The sequence below is a fragment of the Aeromicrobium sp. genome, from assembly GCF_032084975.1.
In the GTDB taxonomy this organism is placed as follows: Bacteria; Actinomycetota; Actinomycetes; order Propionibacteriales; family Nocardioidaceae; genus Aeromicrobium.
The window spans coordinates 3,971-4,187 of the sequence record NZ_DAMDLR010000131.1 but is presented as its reverse complement, the minus strand read 5'-3'; the positions used below and the strand labels follow the sequence as shown (position 1 = coordinate 4,187).

1 protein-coding gene is annotated in these 217 nt (G+C 78.3%); it reads right to left on the bottom strand.

The window, feature by feature from the left end; genetic code table 11:
* The coding region (locus RT323_RS16180; protein ID WP_313410266.1) for a glycerate kinase at window positions 1-217 on the bottom strand (217 nt) is incomplete at both ends.

Here is a 217-nt window from a genome sequence, read left to right as displayed (position 1 = left end):
GGCAGGCCCCGCGTCCAGCGGCACGTCGGCCGTCGCGCCCAGCGCCGCCAGGAGACCGGCACCGCCGTCGTTGGTGGCGCTGCCGCCCAGTCCGACGACGATGCGGCGCGCTCCCCCGTCGATCGCGGCCGCGATCGCGACGCCGACCCCGACGGTGGACGCGTCCATGGCACGGCGCTCGGGCGTGAGGTGCAGTCCGCACGCCTGCCCCGACTCG